Here is a 15,706-nt window from a genome sequence, read left to right as displayed (position 1 = left end):
GCCCGTTTTTCGCACCGTCCCGCACCATATCCACACGAACATTCCGGTTAATCCAGGATTAAGCGCATCAGCTCTATCAACGCCAAGTATCCGTAAATGGAGTTGGTTGCGTGGCTAATGATTGCGCAGTGGATGAACGGCTTGAATTCTTAGGCCTGGACCCGGACGCCCGCCGCCGGCTGAAGGCCCTCCAGCCGCTGGTCGCCGCCGAGATCAAGCCGGCGCTCGACGCCTTCTACGCCCAGGTCCGCGCGACGCCGCAGACGCGCGCCTTCTTCACCGACGACAGCCACATCGACGGCGCCAGCCGGGCGCAGGAAAAGCACTGGGCGCTGATCGCCGAGGCCCAGTTCGACACCGCCTATGTGGATGGCGTGCGGCGGATCGGCCAGGCCCACGCGCGGCTGGGCCTGGAGCCCCGCTGGTACATCGGCGGCTACGCCCGGATCCTCGACGGCCTGGTTCGGGGCGTGATCGAGGCCCGCTGGCCGAAGGGGTTCCTGGCCCCGAAGGGCGGCGCCGAAGCGGTCGGGGAAGACGTCGGCGTCCTCATCCGCGCGGCCATGCTCGACATGGACTTCGCGATCTCGATCTACCTGGAGGCGCTGGACGAGGCGCGTCAGCGCCTGGAGGCGGAACGGCGGGCGAGCGAGGCGCGGCAGGCGCATCTGGTGGAGGTGCTCGGCGCGGCGCTGGCGCGGCTCTCGGCGCGCGACCTGGGCGTCCGTGTGGTCGCCCCGGTGGGCGAGGAGTTCCAGGCCCTGAAGGACGACTTCAACAACGCCGTGGCGGCCCTCGAGGCGGCCATGACGGCCGTGTCGGACTCCACGGAGTCCGTCGCCGGCGGCGTTGTGCAGATCGGGGCCGCGGCCGACGATCTCTCGCGACGCACCGAGCAGCAGGCGGCCAGCCTGGAGGAGACCGCCGCGGCCCTCGAACAGATCACCGCCACGGTCCAGAAGAGCGCGGAGGGCGCGCGCCAGGCGAGCGAGGCGGTCGCGACCGCCAAGGCCCAGGCGGAGCGTTCGGCGGCGGTGATGACCGAGACCCAGGGCGCCATGGGCGAGATCGAGCATTCCGCGTCGCAGATCAGTCAGATCATCGGGGTGATCGACGAGATCGCCTTCCAGACCAACCTGCTGGCCCTGAACGCCGGGGTGGAAGCGGCCCGGGCGGGCGACGCCGGCAAGGGCTTCGCGGTCGTCGCCTCGGAGGTCCGCGCGCTCGCCCAGCGCTCGGCCGACGCCGCCAAGGAGATCAAGACTCTGATCAGCGCCTCGACGCAGCAGGTGGAGCAGGGCGTGGCGCTGGTCGCCCAGACCGGCGAGGCCCTGACCGGCATCCTGGAGCAGGTCGCCGAGATCGATGGCCTGGTCTCGGAGATCGCGGCGTCCTCGGAGGAGCAGTCCGTGGGCCTCGCGCAGGTGAACACGGCGGTGAACCAGATGGACCACCTGACCCAGCAGAACGCCGCCATGGTGCAGCAGACGACCGCGGCGACCCATACGCTCAAGAGCCAGGCGGACGACCTCGGACAGCTGGTCGGCGCGTTCACGGTGGCGGCGCCGTCGCAATCGCGCGCGGCCTGAGCCACAATCCTCCGGCAACCGCCGGAGCCTGTGAGATGGCCGCGAGACCGACCTCCGAGACCCTAACGCTGGGCGGGACCCCCGTGCTGGCGCTCGCCGCCGCCGGGCCGCCGATCGCCGGGGAGCGCGACGCAACGGACGTGATCGGGGACGCCTTCTCGGTCGGCGCCAAGCTGGTGGCGATCCCGCTGGCGCGGCTTACGCCGGAGTTCCTCGACCTGAAGACCCGCGTGGCCGGGCTGATCCTGCAGAAGTTCGTCAACTACGGCTTGCGGGTGGCGATCGTCGGCAGCATCGCCGCCGAGTTGATCGGCAGTTCGGCGCTGACCGACTTCGTGCGCGAATCCAACCGCGGGAAGACCGTCTGGTTCGTGGCCGACCTCGCAGACCTCGAAGCGCGCCTGGTCTCCGCCTAGGCCGCCCGCACCGGCAGCCTGAGGAAGACGTTGCCCTGGGGGGTCGGCGGGGGCAGGGCGCCGGCGCGGATGTTCACCTGCAGGGACGGCAGGATCAGGGTCGGCGCCGCCAGGGTGGCGTCGCGCGCGGTCCGCATGGCGACGAACTCGGCTTCGCCGACGCCCTCGTGCACATGGACGTTGCGGGCGCGCTCCTCGGCCACGGTGGTCTCCCAGCGGAACTCGTCGCGGCCGGGCGGCAGATAGTCGTGGCCGACGAACAGCCGGGTGTCGCCGGGCAGGGCGAGGATCTTCCGGATGGAGCGGTAGAGCTGGCCGGCATCGCCGCCGGGGAAGTCGGCGCGCGCGGTGCCGTAGTCCGGCATGAACAGGGTGTCGCCCACGAAGGCGGCGTCGCCGATCCGGTAGGTCACGCAGGCCGGCGTGTGGCCGGGCGTGTGCAGCACGCCGATGCTCTGCTCGCCGAGCGGCAGGGTGTCGCCCTCGTCCAGCAGGATGTCGAAGACCCCGCCGTCGTCGGCCACGTCGTCGGCCTCGAACAGCGGGATGAAGGCCTTCTGCACCTCGCGGATATGGGCCCCGATGACGATCTTCGCGCCGGTCCTGCGGCGGATGTGGTCGGCGGCGGAGAGGTGATCGGCGTGGGCGTGGGTCTCCAGCACATAGGCCAGGGTCAGGCCCTGGTCGGCGACGGCCTGCAGCATGGCGTCCGCCGAGGCGGTTGAGAGCGTCGCCGCCTTGGGCTCGAAGTCCAGGACCGGGTCGATGATGGCGGCCACGCCCGTCGCGGGGTCGGAGACGAGATAGCTGGCGGTCGAGGTGGCGGTATCGAAAAACGCTTGAATGCGCGGTTGCATCGGGAGCCTCCTTCTGGCGTCCGGCGCTACATAAGCACTTGCTAATTTAGAAACAACTAATATATGGCGTCCATGTTCGATCTCGCGAACTTCGACATCGCCCGTTTCGAGGCCAGCGCCGCAGAAGCCGCAAAGCTCCTGCGCGCCCTCGGCAACGAGCGCCGGTTGATGATCCTGTGTCAGCTCGGTGAAGGCGAGCGGTCGGTGGGGAGCTTCAGCCCCTCGTCGGCCTCTCGCAATCGGCGCTCTCGCAGCACCTGGCGGTGCTGCGCGACGAAGGCGTCGTGGCCACGCGCCGCGAAGGCCTGACGATCTGGTACCGGATCGCCGACCCGGCGGCCGTCAAGGTGGTGGAGACCCTCGCGGAGATCTTCTGTCCTCCAGACATGAAGGCGCGACCATGACCGCATCCCTGACCACCCTGACCCCGAAGGACGTCGCCGACCGGCTGAAGGCCGGCAAGGCCGTCCTCGTCGACATCCGCGAGCCGGACGAGTACGCCCGCCGGCACGTGCAGGGCGCCCTGTCGCGCCCGCTCTCCGGCTTTGAGACGGCGCACCTCGGCCTGCATCCCGACCGCGACGTGGTCTTCACCTGCCGCTCCGGCATGCGCACCCAGGCCAACTGCGACCGCCTCGCCGCCCGGGTCGATGGACCGGCCTACATCCTGGAAGGCGGCGTGGACGCCTGGTCCGCCGCCGGCCTGCCGGTGGTCGAGGACCGCAAGGCGCCGCTCGAGATGATCCGCCAGGTGCAGATCGGGGCCGGCCTGCTGGTGCTCACGGGCGTGGCCCTGGGCTTCCTGGTCCACCCCGGCTTCTTCGGCCTTTCGGCCTTCGTCGGCGCGGGCCTCACCTTCGCCGGCGCCACCGGCTTCTGCGGCATGGCCAAGGTGCTGGCGCTGGCGCCCTGGAACCGCCGGGCGGCGTGATCCCATGGACCTCGCCTGGACGCTCGGCGCCGCGGCGTTCAGCGGCGCGCTGGTCGGTCTGTTGCTTACGGTCTTCGGGGGCGGCGGCTCGGTGCTGGCCACGCCGCTCCTGATCTACCTGGTGGGCGTGCGCGATCCGCACGTGGCGATCGGCACCTCCGCCGCCGCCGTGGCCGTCAACGCGGCCATGGGACTGGCCACCCAGGCCCGGGCGGGCCGGGTGAAGTGGCCCTGCGCCCTGGTGTTCGGCGGGGCAGGCCTGGCCGGCTCCCTGCTCGGCGCGCACCTGGCCAAGCAGATGGACGGCGAGCAGCTCTTGGCCTGGTTCGCGCTCGCCATGGCCCTGGTCGGCCTCTCCATGCTGGCGCCGCGCAAGTCTGAGGGCGATCCTGCGGTGCGCCTCACGCCCGGACTGACCGCCAGGCTCGCGCCCGTCGGCCTCGCCACCGGCTTCGCGGCCGGGTTCTTCGGGATCGGCGGCGGGTTCCTGATCGTGCCCGGCCTGATGGCGTCCACCGGCATGACGCTCGCCCACGCCGCCGCATCCTCCCTGGTGTCGGTGACCCTGTTCGGGGCGGCGACCAGCGCCAGCTACGCCGCCGCGGGCCTGGTGAACTGGCCGGTGTTCGCCGCCGTGGTCGCGGGCGGCGCGGTCGGGGCTGCCGCCGGCGCGCCGAGCGCCAAGGCCCTGGCCGGGAGGGCCGACATGGCCCGCCGCGGCTTCGCGCTGATGGTGATCGCCACCGCGGCCTACGTCGCCTGGCGGGCGCTCGGCTAGGTCGTCCGCGCGCGTCGCGGGCGCGGAACCGGCGTCCACTTCCGCTCGACGCGCGCCTAGACCATCCCCGCTTTGCGCAGGGACTGGTAGGCCTTGATCACCCGCTGGAGCTTGTGTTCGCCGGACCGGTCGCCGCCGTTGGCGTCCGGGTGCAGGCGGCGGACCAGCTCGGTGTAGCGGCTGCGGATCTTCGGGCCGTCGGCGTTGGCGTCGAGGTCGAGGTCGGCGAGCGCGTTGCGCTCGATCTTGCCGAGGTGGCGGGCCTCCGGCTCCGGCTGGCGCGCCTGGGCGCCGCCGCCGCCGAACATGTTGAACGGGTCGCGGTAGCCCTGGCCGGTGCCGAATCGGCTGGAGAAGGCGGCCGCCTCGCGGCTGAACCGGCCGGCCTTCATCTCCCAGGTCGGCCGCCCGCCGGTGAACAGCTCGTCCTGCTGGCGGCGGCGGACCTCGCCCTCGCTCATGCCGGCGAAGAAGTTCCAGTTGCGATTGTACTCGGCGGCGTGCGGCTGGCAGAACCAGTAGTGCTCGTGCAGCATGTCGCGCGATTTCGGCGCCCGCGCGGTGGCCGCGCGGCGGCAGCCCGGGTGGTCGCAGGCGCGCTCGCCGGGCTTCAGGGCATGGACGTCGTGCTCCCGCGCATCCTCCTCCTCGGAGGGCGGGCGAACGCGGATATCCTTGAACTTGGGCTTGTATTGAAACGCGCCGGGCATCCGCCAAGTATGGGGGTAACAAATCCCCCTTCAAGAATTGAAGACGAGACAGATGGGCGCTATCCTCGAAGGCATCCGCAACAAGCTGACCGACGCGTTCCAGCCCATCCGGCTGGAGATCGAGGACGATTCCGCGCGCCACCACGGCCATGCGGGCGCGACGCCGGGCGGCGAGAGCCACTTCAACGTGACCATCGAGGCCGAGGCGTTCCGCGGCGCGAACAAGGTCATGCGGCAGAGGCTGGTCTACAAGGCGCTGGCCGAGGAGCTCGCCGGGCCGGTGCACGCGCTGTCGGTGAAGGCCCTGGCGCCGGGAGAATAGCCCTCGGCTCGAACGGCGTTTGCCGAGCGGACTTCCGGCGGCTTAGACTAAACGCACGTTTGAAGAGCCGCCTTCCTTGTGCGGCCGGGAGGGGCGCGCTTGCGGACCACGATCACCGTCAACGGGGACGTGCGGTCGCTCGACCTCGACCCCAGGACCACCCTCCTCGACGCCCTGCGCGAGCACCTGAGGCTGACCGGCTCCAAGAAGGGCTGCGACCATGGCCAGTGCGGCGCCTGCACGGTCCTGGTGAACGGGGTGCGGATCAACGCCTGCCTCTCGCTGGCGGTGATGCACGACGGCGACGAGGTGACCACGATCGAAGGGATCGGAACGCCGGACCGGCTGCATCCCATGCAGAAGGCCTTCCTGGAGGAGGACGCCTTCCAGTGCGGCTACTGCACGCCCGGCCAGATCTGCTCGGCGCTGGCGATGCTGACCGAGGTCGAGGCCGGCTGGCCCAGCCAGGCGACGCCCGACGTGGCCGGCAAGCCGGTGCTTTCGGCCGAGGAGATCCGCGAACGGATGAGCGGGAACATCTGCCGCTGCTCGGCCTATCCCCAGATCGTCGACGCGATCCGGTCGGCGGCGGAGGAGATGGCGTGAAGGCCTTCACCTACGAACGCGCCGCCGACGCGCTGTCCGCCGTGCAGGCGCACGCCCGGACGCCGAACGCCCGCTACATCGCCGGCGGGACCAACCTGCTCGACCTGATGAAGCTGGAGATCGAGCAGCCGGCGCACCTGATCGACGTCTCGCGCCTGCCGATGGCGGGGATAGAGGAGGCGGGCGACGGCGCCCCTGCGCATCGGGGCCATGGCCACCAACAGCCAGGTGGCGGCGGACGCCCGCGTGCGCAGTCGGTTTCCGGTGCTGGCCGAGGCCATCGTCGCCGGCGGCTCGCCGCAGCTCCGCAACAAGGCCAGCGTCGGCGGCAACCTGCTGCAGCGGACGCGGTGCGCCTACTTCTATGACCCGTCCAAGCCCTGCAACAAGCGCGAGCCCGGCTCCGGCTGCGGGGCGCTGGAAGGACTGAACCGCAACTCCGCGATCCTAGGCGCCAGCCATGCCTGCATCGCCACCCATGTCTCCGACATGGCCGTGGCCCTGGTGGCGCTGGACGCGGATGTGGAGGTGCTCTCGCCCACCGGCGCCGAGCGCCGCTTTCCGCTGATGGAGCTGCACCGCCTGCCCGGCGAGACGCCGCACCTGGAGACGCATCTGGCGCCCGGCGAGCTGATCACCGGCGTCATCGTGCCGAAGGCGGCCGAGGGCGGACAAGTGTATCGCAAGGCGCGCGACCGGGCCTCGTTCGCCGCGGGCCTGGCCAGCGTGGCGGTGGCCGGCGGACGGATCGCGCTCGGCATGGTGGCCCACAAGCCGTGGCGCGCCGCCGACGCGGAGGCCGCGCTGGCCGGCGGGGCGACCGCCGAGGAGGCGATCGCCGCGGAGCTGGCGGCCGCCTCCGACAATGGCCGCAACGGCTTCAAGATCACGCTCACCGCCCGCCTCGGCGCCGCGGCGATCGACCAGGCGCGGGGGAGGGCCCGATGAGCTCAGTGCACGACTGGGAAGCCCCCAATCCGGTCAAGGAGAACCGCTCGGGCCTGATCGGCAAGGCGGTGGACCGCTACGAAGGGCCGCTGAAGGTGACGGGCACGGCGCCCTATGCCTACGAGGTCGAGCCGCCCGCCCCGCCGGCCTACGGCGTCATGGTCCCGGCGACCATCGCCTGCGGGCGGATCGTGGCCGTGGACACCGCCGCCGCGGAGGCGTCGCCGGGCGTCCACCTGGTCTGGACCCACCGCAACGCGCCGGAGCAGGGGCGCCAAGGGGACCCGCGTCCACCCCCGCTCGACCTCGCCGGCGCGGCCCGCGCTGGAGGACGACCGCGTCCTCTACTTCGGCCAGCCGGTGGCCTTCGTGCTCGCCGAGACCCTGGAGCAGGCCCAGGCCGCGGCGGCGCTGGTGCGGATCGACTACGACGCCCGGCCGCCGGAGGTGGACTTCCGCGAGGCCCTGTCGAAGGCCACGGACCCGCACGGGGAGGAGGACGTCCATATCGGCGACGTCGAGGCCGCCCTGGCGAGCGCGCCGGTGACCCTCGACGACACCTGGTTCACGCCCATTCAGAACCACTGCCAGATGGAACCCTGCGCCACGACCGCCTGGTGGGAGGGCGGGACCTGCGTGGTGCACACCTCGGTCCAGATGGTGAAGCCGGCGCAGCACGGGCTGGCCGAGACCCTGAAGATCGGCCGCGACGACGTGCGGCTGCTGACCCGCTACATCGGCGGCGGCTTCGGGGGAAGGGCCAGACCTACGACGAGCTGACGCTGGCGGCGCTGGGCCCCGGGCGCTCGGGCGGCCGGTGAAGGTGGCCTTCAGCCGCCAGCACATGATGCACGGCACCATCCACCGGCCCGCGACCCTGCAGCGGGTGCGGCTGGGCGCGACGCCGGACGGCAAGCTGACCGCCATGTCGCTGATGACCACGACCCACTGCCACCGGGACGGCCAGTTCGTGGAGCACGCGTCCAACTTCGCGCGCAGCCTCTACGCCGCGCCGAACCGGCTGACCGGCCACCGGCTCGTGAAGCTCGACCTGCCGGGCGCCGGGCCCATGCGGGCGCCGGGCGAGGCCTCGGGGATGCTGAGCCTCGAGGTCGCCATGGACGAGCTGGCCGAGAAGCTTGGGATCGATCCGGTGCAGCTGCGGCTGATCAACGAGCCGGAGGTGGATCCGGAGACCGGCAAGCCGTTCTCGATCCGCCAGCTCGCCCGGTGCCTGAAGGAAGGCGCCCAGATGTTCGGCTGGGACCGCCGCCTGCCGCGCGTGGGCGAGGTCCGCGACGGGCGCTGGCTGGTGGGCATGGGCATGGCCGCCGCCATCCGCGGCAACTTCCTGCTGCCGGCCAAGTGCAGCTTCACGGTGGACGCGGACGGCGTGATCACCGTCAAGCAGGGCATGACCGACATCGGCACCGGCACCTACACGGTGCTGGCCCAGATCGCGGCGGAGACGCTCGGCGTGCCGCTGAAGGACGTCCGCGTGGAGATCGGCGACAGCGAGCTGCCGCCCGCGCCGGGGTCCGGCGGCCAGTTCGGGGCGGCGACCGCGGGGTCGGCGGCCCTGGCGGCGGGGATGAACCTGCGCAAGGCCATCGCCGAGCTGGCGGCGAACGATCCCGGCTCCCCGCTGCAGGGCGGTCCGGCCGAGGAGGTCACCTTCGAGGACGGGGTGATCGCGATCGGCAACCGTTCGGAACGCATCGCCACCCTGATCCGGCGGGCTAAGCCGGATGGTTTGACCGCCGAGGGCGAGATCCGGCCGGCGGCGGACGCCCGCAACTGGAGCCAGCACACCTACGGCGCGCACTTCTGCGAGGTGGGGGTCGATCCGATCACCGGCGAGACGCGGGTGCGCAGGATGCTGGGGGTGTTCGCCGCCGGGCGGATCCTCAACTGGAAGACGGCGCGCAGCCAGCTCACCGGCGGGATGATCTGGGGCGTCGGCTCGGCCCTGCACGAGGGCAATGCCGTCGATCCGCGCTACGGCAGCTTCATCAACCAGGACCTCGCCCAGTACCTGGTGCCGGTCCAGGCCGACATCGGCGAACTGGACGCCATCATGCTCGACGAGGTGGACGACAAGGCCAATCCGATGGGCATCAAGGGCGTCGGCGAGCTCGGCATCTCGGGGGCCGGCGCGGCGGTGGCCAACGCCATCTACAACGCCTGCGGGGTGCGTGTGCGGGAGTACCCGATCACCCCCGACAAGCTGCTGGAAGGGTTGGTCGCGAAGGGGCTCTGAGCCACCATTTCCAATCCCGCAGAGCAGTTCTGCGGAAATAACCTCTACCGTGACGTCGGACACGCCCTATCTCCCGCGTCCTTGCTGAAGTGCGAGGACATCGAGGAGACGGGAAAATGAAGATCCTGCTGTCGCTGACCTTCCTGGCGGGCGCCATCGGCGTCGCGCTCGTGGACGGCAGCGCCCGCGCGTTCGGCTACCTGTAGCCGAACGCGCTCATTCCCAGGCGATATTGGGCGTTCGGCTACCTCTAGCCGGACGCGCCCCCGTCCTCAGCCGACCGCGGCCCGGAGCTCGCCCAGCACGCGGGCCAAGTCGCTCTCGCGGAACGGCTTCTGCAGCACCGGCGAGCCCCGATCCACGTCGCGCAGACCCGCGTCGCCATACCCCGTCGCGAAGGCGAACGGGGCGCCCTCTTGGCGCGCAGCAGGTCGGCGAGCGGGAAGATCGGCTGACCGCCGAGGTTCACGTCCAGCACGGCGCAGTCGAGTTCGGCCCTGTTGACCAGCTCGATGGCCTCGTCCAGCCGCGAGGCGGGGCCGATCACCGTGCAGCCGAGGTCGCCGAGCATGTCCTCGATCAACATCGAGACCATCATCTCGTCTTCAACCACCAGGACGCGCAGGCCTTCCAGCTTCGCAGTGTCCGTCATTCAAAGGGCTCCAACGCGGGCGTTACTGTGCGCGATGCGACAAGACCGGGCTCCTGCGCGCCATGCAAGCGGCCACCCGTAAGTTCGGGGGCGGACATATGGCGTGAACGCAGGTGAATGGACGCTGACAGTCGGCCGCTCGCCGTGGAAACGGGGTACAGGCAGCCCGCGCTCCCGGTCGAGGAGGCGGTCTCGTCGGCAAAAGACATCAGCGGGACGATCCCCGATCGCAAGCTTGACTACAACCCGCGCCGTCCCTCGCGGTTCCCTGACCAGACTTTGTTTTGGCGCGCGACGCAAGCGTGGCCGCTATTCCGGCAGCGCTTCCGGCGCCGAGATCTGCAGGACTGTGATCTGATTGCCCTTGCGCTCCACCACCCGGAACTCGTGGCGGTGGAAGGCGAACACCTGGCCGACGTCGGGGATATTGCGCGCCTCGTGGATCAGCAGGCCCGCCACCGTCACCGCCTCGTCGTCGGGCAGGTTCCAGTTCATGGCGCGGTTCAGGTCACGGATGGTCACCGATCCGTCGACAATCACCGAGCCGTCCGGGCCCGGCCGGACGCCCGGGACCACCACGTCGTGCTCGTCCTCGATCTCGCCGACGATCTCCTCGAGGATATCCTCCAGCGTGATCAGGCCCTCCAGCGCGCCATATTCGTCGACCACCAGGGCGAAGTGGTTGTGGCGCTTCAGGAAGGCGCCGAGCTGGTCCTTCAGGCTGGTGGTCTCCGGGATGAACCACGGCGTGCGCATGATCGCCTTCACGTCCAGCGCGTCGATCTTGCCGTTGGCGTCCGCGAGGGCGCGCAGCAGATCCTTGGCGTGCAGGACGCCGACGATGTTCTCCGGGTCCTCGCGGTAGAGCGGCAGGCGGGAATGGCCGCTCTCCAGCGCCTGGGCGAGGATCTCGCGTGGGCTGAGGTCGGCGTCGATCATCGAGATCGCCTTGCGGTGGACCATGACCTCGCCGACGTCCATCTCGGCCAGGTCGAGCACCCCGCCCAGCATGTAGCGGTCGCCGGTCTCCACCAGCCCCTCGGAGTGGTGGTACTCCACCGCGCCGCGGATCTCCTCGTGGGCGGCCAGGACGTCGACGGCCATGTCGAGCCGGATGCCGAAGGGCCGGAGGGTCTGGCGCACGATCCACTGGGCCCCGTTGGCCAGCGGGCCGAAGATGCGCACGGTCCAGTAGGTCGGGATCGACAGCGCGCGGGCCACGTCGTCGGCGCGGGCGATGGCGAGCGTCTTGGGCAGGATCTCGGCGAAGACCACGACCAGCACGGTCATCACCCCGGTGGCGATCAGCGCGCCCGTCGGGCCCGGGAAGGCGGCGGTCAGCACGCTGGTGGTCAGGGCCGAGGCGCCGATGTTGATGACGTTGTTGGCCAGAAGGATGGCCCCGATCATCGTCTCCTGGTTGGAGAGCAGCCGGTTGATCCGCCGCGCTGCGCGGTCGCCCTCGCGCTCGAGCTGGTGCAGGCGCGCGCGGCTGGCGGCGGTCATCGAGGTCTCGGCCGCAGACAGCAGCCCTGACAGCGTCAAGAGGATGATCAGAGAGGGCGCGAGCGCCCCGATCAGGGCGAAGATCACGCCTTGGCTCCCTCGGCGAGCAGGAAGTCCCGCACCTGATAGGCCGGCACGTCGCGAGCGACGTAGGCCTCGCCGAGACCCCGCGCCAGGATGAAGGTCAGCCGGCCGCCCTCGGCCTTCTTGTCCTGGGCCATGTGGCGGACCAGGCGCTCGGCGGCGAACGGCGCCCCGGGCACATCGGCGAGGCGGGTGGGCAGGCCGGCGGCGGCGATGGCCGCCTGGGCGCGGACGGCGTCCCGGGCCTCGCAGGTCCCCTGCGTGGCGGAGAACCGATAGGCGAGCGCCATGCCGGCGGCCACGGCCTCGCCGTGCAGCAGGGCCTCGCCGTAGCCGGTCTCGGCCTCCAGGGCGTGGCCGAAGGTATGGCCGAGATTGAGGAGGGCGCGGCGGCCCTGCTCCTTCTCATCCTCGGCGACGATCTCGGCCTTCATCTCCACCGACCGCGCCACGGCGTGGGTCAGGGCCGCCGGCTCGCGGGCCAGCACTGCGCGGCCGTGGGCCTCCAGCCACTCGAAGAAGCCGACGTCGCCCAGGAAGCCGTACTTGATGATCTCGGCGTAGCCGGCGCGCATTTCCCGGTCGGGCAGGGTGTCGAGCACGTCGAGGTCGGCCAGGACGAGCCTGGGCTGATGGAAGGCGCCCACCAGGTTCTTGCCGCGCGGGGTGTCGATCGCCGTCTTGCCGCCGACCGAGGAGTCCACCTGGGCCAGGAGGGTGGTGGGGATCTGCACGAAGTCGATCCCGCGCTTGTAGATCGCCGCGGCAAACCCCGCGAGGTCCCCGACCACGCCGCCGCCGAAGGCCACGACCAGGTCGCCGCGGTCGAGCTCGAGCGCCAGCAGCCGGTCGGAGACGTCGGCCAGCCCCTCGAAGCTCTTGGTCTGTTCGCCGGGCGGCACGATCACCGGCGCGACGTCGATTCCCGAGCGATCGAGGATGGCGGTCAGGCGCGCGCCATGGAGCGCCCAGACCGTCTCGTCGCTGACGACCGCCACGCGCCGGTTCTTCAGGAACGGCAGCAGCCGCCGGCCGGCCTCGTCCAGCACGCCCTGGCCGATGACGACCTCATAGGCGCGCGCGCCAAGGCCCACGGGCACGATGCGGGGCTCAGGCGGGGTCATTGGGCGCGGGTCTCCAGGTGCTCGCTGAGCGCCCGGATCACCTGCTCCACGGTCACATGGTGGGCGGCGTCGCCGGTCTCCACCGCGATGTCGGCCTCGGCGTAGACGGGGTAGCGGGTCTCCGCCAGGTCCTTCAGGACGGTCAACGGGTTCTTGCCGGCCACCAGCGGGCGGGTGTCCTTGCGCGCGATGCGCCGGGCCAGCAGCTCGAGATCGGCCTTCAGCCAGACCGAGACGGCCTTCGACTTGATCAGCGCGCGGGTCTCCGGGTTCATGAAGGCGCCGCCGCCGGTGGCCAGCACATGGGGCGGCTGGTCGAGCAGGCGGGCGATCACCCGGCGCTCGCCTTCGCGGAAGGCGGCCTCGCCCAGGTCGGTGAAGATGTCCGAGATCGACCGGCCGGCGGCGGCCTCCACCTCGTGGTCGGCGTCGCGGAAGGGCAGGTCGAGGGCGCTGGCGAGCCGGCGGCCGACGCTCGATTTCCCCACGCCCATCAGTCCGACGAGGGCGATGGTGCGGCGGCGCAGCGGGTCGAAGCGGTCCATGGAGGCTGCCACGCTTACACGAGGCGCCGCCCTCGCGCCAACTCCCGCGCTTGGCTATGCTCGCCGCATGGTCCGGATTGCCCTCGCGTTCGCTGTCGCCGCCTTCCTCGCAACAGGCCCGGCGGCCGCCCAGGTGGAGGTGGCGCCGCTGGCCGCCCCCGACGCCTTCTCGGTCTCGGGACGGGACACCGGCCTGCCCCCCACGCTGTGGCGCGGAAGCTCCGTGGAGCTGCAGAAGACCCTCCTGCCGATGCTGACGGGCAAGCCGCTGTCGCCGGCCGCCCAGGCCCTGGCCAGGCGCGTGCTGGCCACCGGCGCGCGCGGCCCGGACGGGGCCGACGACCCGTCCCTGCTGGGCGCCCGGGCCGGCGCGCTGCTGGCGCTGGGCGACGGCGTCGCCGCCGCGGCGATCCTGGAACGCGCCGCGGGCCTGGAGCGCAACGCCGACCTCTCCCGCGCCGCCGCCGAGAGCGCGCTGCTGGCCGGGGACAATGCGCGGGCCTGCGGCATCGCCGAGGCGCTGGGGATCGGGAGAGAGCAGACCTACTGGCTTCGCCTCAGGGCCTTCTGCCAGGCGTTGGCCGAACAGCACGCCCAGGCTCAGCTCACCTTCGACCTCGCCCAGGCGCAGGCGAGGGACGCCACCTACGGCCGGCTGATGGGCGCCAAGCTGGGCCTTGGCCAGCCGGGCGCCGCGTCGGCCCGCAACGGCCTCGACTATGCGCTGTCCCGCAACCTCGGCCTGGACGGCGCCGAGGCGCCGGCGACGGCGGTGGCGGAACCGGTCTTCGATCTCTCCGGCCTGACCGGCGGCGTCGCGGAACTCGCCCAGGCCGTGGCGGCCGGGCAGCCGGTCCCCGCCGACGGCGTCTCGGCCCTGGTGGCCGCGGCGGCGGAGGCCGACGCCAAGACCCGCGGACGGCTGCAGGGCCAGGCCCTGCTGATGGCCGCGCTGAAGCCCGAGCTGACCCCCGCCGAACGCCTACGGCTCTCCGGCTTCGCCGCGCCCGAGGGCAAGGGCGCCGGCCGCCCGCAGCCTGGCGCTCGGCGACGCCGCCGGGCGCAATCTCGTCGGCGAGACGGCGCTGCTGGCGCTCTGGACCGCCGCCGACGCCGGCGCCGCGGGGCCGGCCCTGGCCGACCGGGCGCGGATCGTGCGGGCCCTGATGCGGGTCGGGCTGGAGGCGGACGCGCGCAACTTCGCCCTCGAGGGCCTTGTGGGCCTGAAATGAGCGACCAGGGCGCGGCCTGGGCCGAGGCCTTCCTCGAGATGATGGCCGTGGAGCGCGCCGCGGCGAAGAACACGCTGACGGCCTACGGCAGGACCTGGCGGACGCCGCCGGCTTCCTGGCGGCCCGCGGCGGCGACCTGTCGAAGGCCTCGGCGGAGGACGTGGAGGCCTATTTCGCCGCGCTCGGCGCGCGGGGCCTGTCGCCGGCCACGGCCGCCCGCCGGCGCGCCGCGGTCCGGCAGTTCTACCGCTTCGTGCTGGGCGAGGGCTGGCGGGCCGACGACCCTTCGCGGCGGGTGGAGGCCCCCAGGAAGGGGCGCGCGCTGCCGAAGGTGCTGAGCCGTGACGAGATGGACCGGCTGATCGCCGCCGCCTCGGCTCGCGATGGGGCCCAGGGGCTGCGCCTCGGCTGCATGGTCGAGCTGGCCTATGCGTCCGGGATGCGGATTTCGGAACTGACGTCGCTGAGCCTCGCGGCCCTGGCGCGCGACCCGGCCTACCTGATCGTGAAGGGCAAGGGCGGCAAGGAGCGGCTGGCCCCGCTGAACGAGACGGCGCGGGCGGCGGTCAAGGCCTACCTGGAGATCCGCCCGCAGTTCCTGCCGAAGGGGGAGCGTTCAAAAGATGTCGGGGCCAACCCCTGGCTCTTCCCGTCGCGGGGCAAGGGCGGGCGGCTGACGCCGCGCCGCTTCGCCCAGCTGCTGGACGAGGCCGCGGCCGACGCCGGCATCGACCCGGCCCGGGTCAGCCCGCACGTCCTGCGCCACGCCTTCGCGACCCACCTGCTGGAGGGCGGCGCGGACCTCAGGGTCGTCCAGACGCTGCTCGGCCACGCCGACATCGCCACGACCCAGATCTACACCCACGTGGCCGGGGACCGCCTGGCCCAGGTTGTGGCCACCAAGCACCCGCTGGCGAAGAAGAGTTAGGCCTGGGCCGTCCTGCCGGCCGCCTTTCCCTCTCCCTACTACCCTCTCCCTCTCTTCCCCCGGTGTTCGCGGGGGTCGGGGGAGAGGAGTGCTTGGTTCGGCCGCTCAGCTTCACCTCCTCTCCCCCGCGAAGCGGAGAGGGAGAGGGGAGGGAGAGGGCTTGGCCTACGAAAAAGGGGCCGCACCGTCGCCGGCGCAGCCCCAATTTTCGCTCAGGT

Annotated in this window: 15 protein-coding genes and 4 pseudogenes; 13 read left to right on the top strand and 6 right to left on the bottom strand. The window is 71.7% G+C overall.

The genetic code is table 11. The features are described from left to right. The first annotated feature begins 128 nt into the window (after nucleotides 1–128). Nucleotides 129–1,589: a globin-coupled sensor protein gene (locus LRS04_RS01225; protein ID WP_257814783.1), complete on the top strand. Its 1,461-nt coding sequence runs from the start codon at nucleotides 129–131 to the stop codon at nucleotides 1,587–1,589. A 35-nt stretch (nucleotides 1,590–1,624) separates the two neighbouring features. Continuing rightward, nucleotides 1,625–2,005 (top strand): DUF4180 domain-containing protein, encoded by a 381-nt coding sequence (locus LRS04_RS01220; protein WP_257814782.1) that lies wholly within the window; start codon nucleotides 1,625–1,627, stop codon nucleotides 2,003–2,005. Here LRS04_RS01220 and LRS04_RS01215 read toward each other — a convergent pair. Beyond that, on the bottom strand, nucleotides 2,002–2,862 hold the full coding sequence (locus LRS04_RS01215; protein WP_257814781.1) for an MBL fold metallo-hydrolase: 861 nt from the start codon (nucleotides 2,860–2,862) through the stop codon (nucleotides 2,002–2,004). The two genes, LRS04_RS01220 and LRS04_RS01215, sit on opposite strands and share 4 nt — an antisense overlap. 72 nt (nucleotides 2,863–2,934) lie before the next feature. Between LRS04_RS01215 and LRS04_RS01210 the strand changes: the two are divergent. From LRS04_RS01210 to LRS04_RS01200, 3 genes and pseudogenes are all read left to right on the top strand, one after another. Continuing rightward, nucleotides 2,935–3,266 (top strand): annotated as a pseudogene (locus tag LRS04_RS01210) (ArsR/SmtB family transcription factor). Beyond that, complete coding sequence (locus LRS04_RS01205; RefSeq protein WP_257814780.1) at nucleotides 3,263–3,793, top strand: rhodanese family protein; 531 nt, start codon at nucleotides 3,263–3,265, stop codon at nucleotides 3,791–3,793. Before LRS04_RS01210 ends, LRS04_RS01205 begins: the two are co-directional and overlap by 4 nt. Nucleotides 3,794–3,797: 4 nt before the next feature. Next, on the top strand, nucleotides 3,798–4,571 hold the full coding sequence (locus tag LRS04_RS01200; protein ID WP_257814779.1) for a sulfite exporter TauE/SafE family protein: 774 nt from the start codon (nucleotides 3,798–3,800) through the stop codon (nucleotides 4,569–4,571). A 56-nt stretch (nucleotides 4,572–4,627) separates the two neighbouring features. On the opposite strand, the gene LRS04_RS01195 is transcribed toward LRS04_RS01200, so the two are convergent. After that, nucleotides 4,628–5,281: a J domain-containing protein gene (locus LRS04_RS01195; RefSeq protein ID WP_257814778.1), complete on the bottom strand. Its 654-nt coding sequence runs from the start codon at nucleotides 5,279–5,281 to the stop codon at nucleotides 4,628–4,630. Nucleotides 5,282–5,333: 52 nt separating this feature from the next. Between LRS04_RS01195 and LRS04_RS01190 the strand changes: the two genes are divergently transcribed. The 7 genes and pseudogenes from LRS04_RS01190 to LRS04_RS01165 all read left to right on the top strand — a co-directional run bounded on the left by LRS04_RS01190 (nucleotide 5,334) and on the right by LRS04_RS01165 (nucleotide 9,417). Then, nucleotides 5,334–5,603: a BolA family transcriptional regulator gene (locus LRS04_RS01190; RefSeq protein WP_257814777.1), complete on the top strand. Its 270-nt coding sequence runs from the start codon at nucleotides 5,334–5,336 to the stop codon at nucleotides 5,601–5,603. Between the two features lie 99 nt (nucleotides 5,604–5,702). After that, on the top strand, nucleotides 5,703–6,209 hold the full coding sequence (locus LRS04_RS01185) for a 2Fe-2S iron-sulfur cluster-binding protein (protein WP_257814776.1): 507 nt from the start codon (nucleotides 5,703–5,705) through the stop codon (nucleotides 6,207–6,209). Next, nucleotides 6,206–6,340 (top strand): annotated as a pseudogene (locus LRS04_RS01180) (FAD binding domain-containing protein); the annotation flags it as partial. The gene LRS04_RS01185 and the pseudogene LRS04_RS01180, both read left to right, overlap by 4 nt. A gap of 115 nt (nucleotides 6,341–6,455) precedes the next feature. Beyond that, entirely contained in the window at nucleotides 6,456–7,157 is a 702-nt protein-coding gene (locus tag LRS04_RS01175) for a xanthine dehydrogenase family protein subunit M (protein ID WP_257814775.1), read from the top strand. After that, nucleotides 7,154–7,378: pseudogene (locus LRS04_RS27430) on the top strand (hypothetical protein); the annotation flags it as partial. The gene LRS04_RS01175 and the pseudogene LRS04_RS27430, both read left to right, overlap by 4 nt. A 139-nt stretch (nucleotides 7,379–7,517) precedes the next feature. Then, complete coding sequence (locus tag LRS04_RS01170) at nucleotides 7,518–7,937, top strand: molybdopterin cofactor-binding domain-containing protein (protein WP_257814774.1); 420 nt, start codon at nucleotides 7,518–7,520, stop codon at nucleotides 7,935–7,937. 37 nt (nucleotides 7,938–7,974) lie between these two features. Next, nucleotides 7,975–9,417, top strand: coding sequence for a xanthine dehydrogenase family protein molybdopterin-binding subunit (locus LRS04_RS01165; RefSeq protein WP_257814773.1), 1,443 nt, complete (start codon nucleotides 7,975–7,977; stop codon nucleotides 9,415–9,417). A gap of 250 nt (nucleotides 9,418–9,667) precedes the next feature. Here LRS04_RS01165 and LRS04_RS01160 read toward each other — a convergent pair whose 3' ends face one another. The 4 genes from LRS04_RS01160 to LRS04_RS01145 form a co-directional block, all read right to left on the bottom strand. After that, the gene (locus tag LRS04_RS01160) at nucleotides 9,668–10,069 is read right to left on the bottom strand and encodes a response regulator (RefSeq protein ID WP_374572571.1); all 402 of its coding nucleotides are present in this window, start codon (nucleotides 10,067–10,069) and stop codon (nucleotides 9,668–9,670) included. Between the two features lie 309 nt (nucleotides 10,070–10,378). After that, entirely contained in the window at nucleotides 10,379–11,662 is a 1,284-nt protein-coding gene (locus tag LRS04_RS01155; RefSeq protein WP_257814772.1) for an HlyC/CorC family transporter, read from the bottom strand. Next, entirely contained in the window at nucleotides 11,659–12,783 is a 1,125-nt protein-coding gene (aroB, locus tag LRS04_RS01150) for a 3-dehydroquinate synthase (RefSeq protein WP_257814771.1), read from the bottom strand. Before aroB ends, LRS04_RS01155 begins: the two co-directional genes overlap by 4 nt. Continuing rightward, nucleotides 12,780–13,328, bottom strand: a complete 549-nt coding sequence (locus tag LRS04_RS01145) for a shikimate kinase (RefSeq protein WP_257814770.1) — start codon at nucleotides 13,326–13,328, stop codon at nucleotides 12,780–12,782. Before LRS04_RS01145 ends, aroB begins: the two co-directional genes overlap by 4 nt. Nucleotides 13,329–14,556: 1,228 nt before the next feature. Here LRS04_RS01145 and LRS04_RS01140 point away from each other — a divergent pair. Next, nucleotides 14,557–15,488: pseudogene (locus tag LRS04_RS01140) on the top strand (site-specific tyrosine recombinase XerD). Nucleotides 15,489–15,706: the final 218 nt, after the last annotated feature.

Origin of the sequence: Phenylobacterium sp. J367, assembly GCF_024699985.1 — a bacterium.
Taxonomy (GTDB): Bacteria; Pseudomonadota; Alphaproteobacteria; order Caulobacterales; family Caulobacteraceae; genus Phenylobacterium.
This window is presented reverse-complemented; position numbering and strand designations above follow the sequence as displayed.